The sequence below is a fragment of the Methylobacterium sp. FW306-05-D genome (assembly GCF_058782155.1).
This window is the reverse complement of the sequence record NZ_JBYSXL010000138.1, coordinates 1-5,231: the sequence shown is the minus strand read 5'-3', so window position 1 is coordinate 5,231 and position 5,231 is coordinate 1. Positions and strand designations below refer to the sequence as shown.

Genomic DNA, 5,231 nt, shown 5'->3' with positions numbered 1-5,231 from the left:
CACCCCCCTGGCCGGAGCCCCCGCCCATGCCTGAGCGTCAGCGCCACGGCGCCTCCATCGGCCAGCCGCTCACCCGGCGCGACGGCCAGGCCAAGATCACGGGGTCGGCCCGCTACAGCGCGGATGTCAGGCCCGAGGGCCTCGCCCACGCGGTGATGGCGGTGAGTTCGGTCGCCCGCGGCCGGGTCACCCATCTCGACGTCGCGGCGGCGCAAGCGCATCCCGGCGTGGTCGCGGTGATGACCCCGGAGAACGCCCCGGCCCTCGCCAAGTCGCCGGACCTGAAGGACAATCCCTTCGCGTTCCGCCTCGACCTCCTGCAGAACGACGGCGTCCGCTACGCCAACCAGCCGATCGCGGTGGTGATCGCCGAGACGCTGGAAGCCGCCACCGAGGGGGCGGCCCTGCTGGCCCCCCGCTACGACTCGGAGCCCGTCAGCGTCGCCCTCGGGGCCGGCGAGATCTTCCGCCCCGAGAGCATCGGGGCCGGCTCCGCCACGGACGAGGGCGCGGGCGACCTCGCCGCCGGCATGGCGGCGGCCGAGACCCGGATCGAGGCGACCTACGACACGGCGGCGCAGTACCACAACGCCCTGGAGCCCCATGCCAGCGTGGCCCAGTGGGACGGCGACCGCCTGACGCTCCACACGCCGACCCAGGCGCTCTGGATCGCCAAGGGCCGGCTCGCCGGCCTGTTCGGCATCCCGCCGGAGAACATCCACGTGGTCTGCCCCTATCTCGGCGGCGGCTTCGGCTCGAAGGGCTTCATCGCCGCGCCGCAGATCCTCGGGATCATGGCGGCCAAGCTCGTCGGGCGCCCGGTCAAGCTGGTGACCCGGCGCGAGCAGATGTTCGGCCCCGTCGGCCACCGCGCCGCCACGCGCCAGACCCTGAAGCTCGGCGCCTCCCGGGACGGCACCCTCACGGCCCTGGACCACCACACCCTGACCCTGACGAGCCGGCACGACGACTTCGTGGAGCCCTCCGGCATCCTCTCGCGCCACCTCTACGCGGCCGGCGCGATCGCGACCACGCACGCGGTCTCCCGGGCCGATATCGGCACGCCCATCTTCATGCGCGCCCCCGGCGAGGCCTCGGGCAGCGTCGCGGTGGAGAGCGCCCTCGACGAACTGGCCCTGGCGCTCGACCTCGACCCCCTGGAGATCCGCCTGCGCAACTACGCCGAGGTCGAGCCAATCAGCCATCGGCCCTTCTCCTCGAAGGCCCTGCGCGAATGCTACGCGCAAGGGGCCGAGCGCTTCGGCTGGGCCTCCCGCCCGCGCCGGCCGCGCCAGATGCACGACGCCGACGGGCTCCTGGTCGGCTGGGGCCTCGGCACCGCCACCTACCCGGCCGGGATGATGCAGGGCGAGGCCCGCGCCACGATCCGGGCCGACGGCGGCGCGCTCATCGAGACCGCCGCCCAGGACATGGGCCAGGGCGCCTGGACGGTGCTGGCCCAGATCGGCGCCGACGGGCTCGGGCTCCCGATCGCCCAGGTCGAGCTGCGCATCGGCGATTCCAACCTGCCGAACGGCGGCCTGGCCGGCGGCTCCACCGGCACCGCCACCAGCGGCACGGCGGTCCACAACGCCGCGCAGGGCGCCATCGCGGCCCTGGCGGAGCTCGCCGTCAACGACCGCGCCTCGCCCCTCTACGGCGCCGGCAATGCCGGCGTCACCGCCGCCGACGGCCGCCTCGCCCGCCGGGACGACCCCGCCCGCTCCGAATCCTTCGGCGCGATCCTGGCCCGCGCCGGCAAGGTCTCCGTTGAGGCGAAGGGACAGGGCCAGGGCGACCCGGCCGCGCAGAAGACCTACGCGATGCACGCGCACGGGGCGGTCTATGCCGAGGTCAAGGTCGATCCCGATCTCGGCCAGATCCGGGTGACGCGCCTCGTGGGCGCCTTCGCGGCGGGGCGGATCATCAACCCGCACCTCGTGCGCAGCCAGTATTACGGCGGCATGATCTGGGGCGTGTCCCTGGCCCTGCACGAGCACGCGGTGCTCGATCCGCGCTCGGGCCGGGTGATGAACGGGAATCTGGCCGAGTACCACATCCCGGTGAATGCCGACGTGCCCGCGATGGAGGCGATCCTGGTGGAGGAGCACGATCCGCACGTGAACCCGCTGGGCGTCAAGGGCGTCGGCGAGATCGGCATCACCGGCACCGCCGGCGCCATCGCCAACGCGGTCTGGCACGCCACCGGCGTGCGGGTGCGCGACATCCCCATCACCCTGGACAAGCTGCTGGGGTGAGGCGGCGGGCGCCGGGACGCCGGCGCCTACTCCCGGACCAGCGTGCCGGAATAGACGACCGGCCCGGTCGGCTGGCCGGTGGGCGAGCCGCCCTCCGGCTCGACCGAGACCGCGAAGGTCCCGGCCGCGAGCGCGTCGGCCCCGGCCGGCAGGACCAGGGCCTTCGCGGCGCCGCCGACGAGGCCGAGGGTCTTCGGGGCCTGGCCGGCACCGACGTACCAGAGCTCCAGGCTGCGCCCCGCCGGGGCCTGCGCCGCCACCGGGCGCACCCGGGCGGTCCCGGCCCGGGTGTCGATGCTGACGAGGAGCGCGGGGGCCTCGCCGCCGCGGCTGACCACCGCGAGATAACGCCCTTCCCCGTCCGCCGGGCCGGTGTCGGGGCGCGGCCCGCCGGCGGCGATGAACAGGGCGAGCCCGGCCGCCAGGGCGGCCGCCCCGCCGGCGGCCAGGCGCCAGCGCCGCAGGGACCCCTGCAGGGCCCCGAGGCGGTCGTCGTTGGCGGCGGGACCGGGGCGGGCCGCCGGCGCCCCGGCCGAGAGCTGCCGGGCGATCGCCGGCCAGAGGTCCGGCCCCGGTTCGACCTCGGGCGCCGCGAGGGCGAGGGGCGCCAGGCGGCGCTCCCAGGCGTCGCGCGCCGCGCGGGCGGCGGGGTCCACGGCGAGTTCGAGGTCCACCGCCGCCCGCTCGGGCTGCGGCAGGGTGCCGAGCACGTACTCGGCCAGGCGCAGGTCGCGCTCCTCCGGATCGGGGGTCATGGCGCACCGTCCAGGCAGCCGCGCAGGGTCGCGAGGCCGCGATGCAGCCAGGTCTTGATGGTGCTGACGGGTCGGTCGTAGCGCAGGGCGAGATCCTCCCGGGACTGGCCCTCGCAATAGGCCAGCACGATGCAGTCGCGGTGCAGCGCCTCGAGCCGGCCGAGGCAGGCCTGCAGCGCGTTGCGCCCGAGGATCGTGCCCTCGCTGTCGTGGGGGTCGGCCAGCCGCTCCACCCAATCCTCCCCGTCCTCGGTGATCGGCCCCTGGACCTCGCGGCGCCGGCGCAGGCCGTCGATCGCGCGGTTGCGCGCGATGGCGCAGAGCCAGGCCAGGGGGCGTCCGGCCGCCGGGCTGTAGGACGCGGCATTCTGCCAGACGCGCAGGAACACGTCCTGCAGAACGTCCTCGGCCGCGCCGCGATCCGGCTGGATACGCAGGATCACCCCGAGAAGTTTCGGGGCCGTCCGCTCGTACAGGGCCCGCAGGGCGGATTCGTCGCGCCGGGCGATGGTCGCGATCAGCCCGGCGAGGGCGGCGTCGGCGCGCGCGGGATCGTCCGCCGGGGGATCGCTACGCAGGGGGCTGGCACGCAACGGCTGGGCTTCCTCCGTGTCCGGCGCCAGGACGGCTCGATCCGGTTGCGGTCCTTCGGGTGGAACCGTCTCGACGCAGGTTAGCCGAGGTGGCGCCGGCGTGCCACCGGCGCTCCGTCAGCGGCGCTCGTAGAGCAGGCGGGCGCGGATGGTGCCGTCCAGCGCCCGGATCTCCTCCAGCAGGCTCTCGGCATCCGCGTCGGTGACGTCGGTCTCCACCACCACGTAGCCGACCTCGCCGTCGGTCTGGTAGAACTGCGCCGCGATGTTCACCCCGCGCCGGGCGAAGGTGTCGTTGAGGCGCCCCAGCATGCCCGGGATGTTGCGCTGGACGTGGATCAGGCGCGTGCCGGTGGGGCGGGCGGGCAGCTGCACCTGCGGGAAGTTCACGGTGCCGACCGTCGAGCCGATGTCGGAGTAATCGACGAGCTTGCGCGCCACCTCGGAGCCGATGCGCTCCTGCGCCTCCTCCGTCGAGCCGCCGATATGCGGGGTCAGGATCACGTTGGGCAGGCCCTGGAGGGGGCTGACGAAGCGCTCCTGGTTGGAGCCGGGCTCCACCGGGAACACGTCGACGGCGGCGCCCCGCAGGTGGCCGTCGCGCAGGGCCCCGGCCAGGGCGTCGAGGTCGACCACGGTGCCGCGGGCGTTGTTGATCAGGAAGGCGCCGGGCTTCATCGCCCGGATCTCGGCCTCGCCGATCATGTTGTGGGTCTCGGGCGTCTCCGGCACGTGCAGGGAGACCACGTCGCTCTGGGCCAGCAGGGTCTCCAGGCTGTCGGTGGGCTCGGTATTGCCGTGACGCAGCTTGTCGGTCTGGTCGTAATAGACCACCCGCATGCCCATGCCTTCCGCCAGCGTCGAGAGCTGCGAGCCGATATTGCCGTAGCCGACGATGCCCAGCGTCTTGCCGCGCACCTCCTGCGAGCCGGTGGCCGACTTGTCCCATTCGCCCGCATGGGCCCCCACCGAGCGCGGCACGATCCGGCGCAGCAGCATCACGATCTCGCCGATGACGAGCTCGGCCACCGAGCGGGTGTTCGAATAGGGCGCGTTGAAGACCGGGATGCCGCGGTGGCGGGCGGCCTCGAGGTCGACCTGGTTGGTGCCCACCGAGAAGCAGCCCACCGCCAGCAGGCGCTCGCCGGCCGCGAGTGCCGCCGCGTCGAGCTGGGTGCGCGAGCGGATGCCGAGGATGTGCGTGCCCTTCAGGGCCTCGTGCAGGGCCTCGCGATCGAGGGCTTTGGCCACCCGCACGACGTTGGTGTAGCCGGCGGCGGCGAAGAGTTCGGCGGCGCTGTCGTTGATGCCTTCGAGCAGCAGGACGCGGATCTTGTCCTTCGGGAAGGAGAGTCTTTCGGCCATGATCGTCTTCTTCTTGGATGTCGCGCCCGGCGGGGCGGATGCGGCGCCGGGCCTTGAGGCTGCGCGCGGCCGTCGGGCGCGCGGCGCGAGTCCCCGAATGGGCCGTGTGAGAGGCCAGTTCACGGGTCGGGTCAAGGCCCGGTCTTGAACATCGGCGGCGATTGTCAGGCCGCCCCCTTGACCCGGGCGGCCGGCGCCGGGATGCCGGGGCGACCCGTTTTCGAGCCCGCGGCCCGCCCCCCGGGCCCCCGCACGAGGAC

The 5,231-nt window shown here is 74.2% G+C and carries 4 protein-coding genes; 1 reads left to right on the top strand and 3 read right to left on the bottom strand.

Translation table 11 applies throughout. The features are described 5' to 3' along the window. Positions 1 to 26 precede the first annotated feature (26 nt). Complete coding sequence (locus AC3WLN_RS23500) at positions 27 to 2,258, top strand: xanthine dehydrogenase family protein molybdopterin-binding subunit (protein WP_492485329.1); 2,232 nt, start codon at positions 27 to 29, stop codon at positions 2,256 to 2,258. A 26-nt stretch (positions 2,259 to 2,284) separates the two neighbouring features. Here the strand turns inward: AC3WLN_RS23500 and AC3WLN_RS23495 are convergent, their stop codons facing one another. The 3 genes from AC3WLN_RS23495 to serA all read right to left on the bottom strand — a co-directional run bounded on the left by AC3WLN_RS23495 (position 2,285) and on the right by serA (position 4,971). Beyond that, positions 2,285 to 3,013, bottom strand: a complete 729-nt coding sequence (locus AC3WLN_RS23495; protein ID WP_492485327.1) for an anti-sigma factor — start codon at positions 3,011 to 3,013, stop codon at positions 2,285 to 2,287. Next, positions 3,010 to 3,606, bottom strand: a complete 597-nt coding sequence (locus AC3WLN_RS23490; RefSeq protein WP_492485325.1) for a sigma-70 family RNA polymerase sigma factor — start codon at positions 3,604 to 3,606, stop codon at positions 3,010 to 3,012. The genes AC3WLN_RS23495 and AC3WLN_RS23490 overlap by 4 nt, the downstream gene beginning before the upstream one ends. Before the next feature lie 117 nt (positions 3,607 to 3,723). Then, on the bottom strand, positions 3,724 to 4,971 hold the full coding sequence (gene serA / locus AC3WLN_RS23485) for a phosphoglycerate dehydrogenase (RefSeq protein ID WP_492485323.1): 1,248 nt from the start codon (positions 4,969 to 4,971) through the stop codon (positions 3,724 to 3,726). Positions 4,972 to 5,231: the final 260 nt, after the last annotated feature.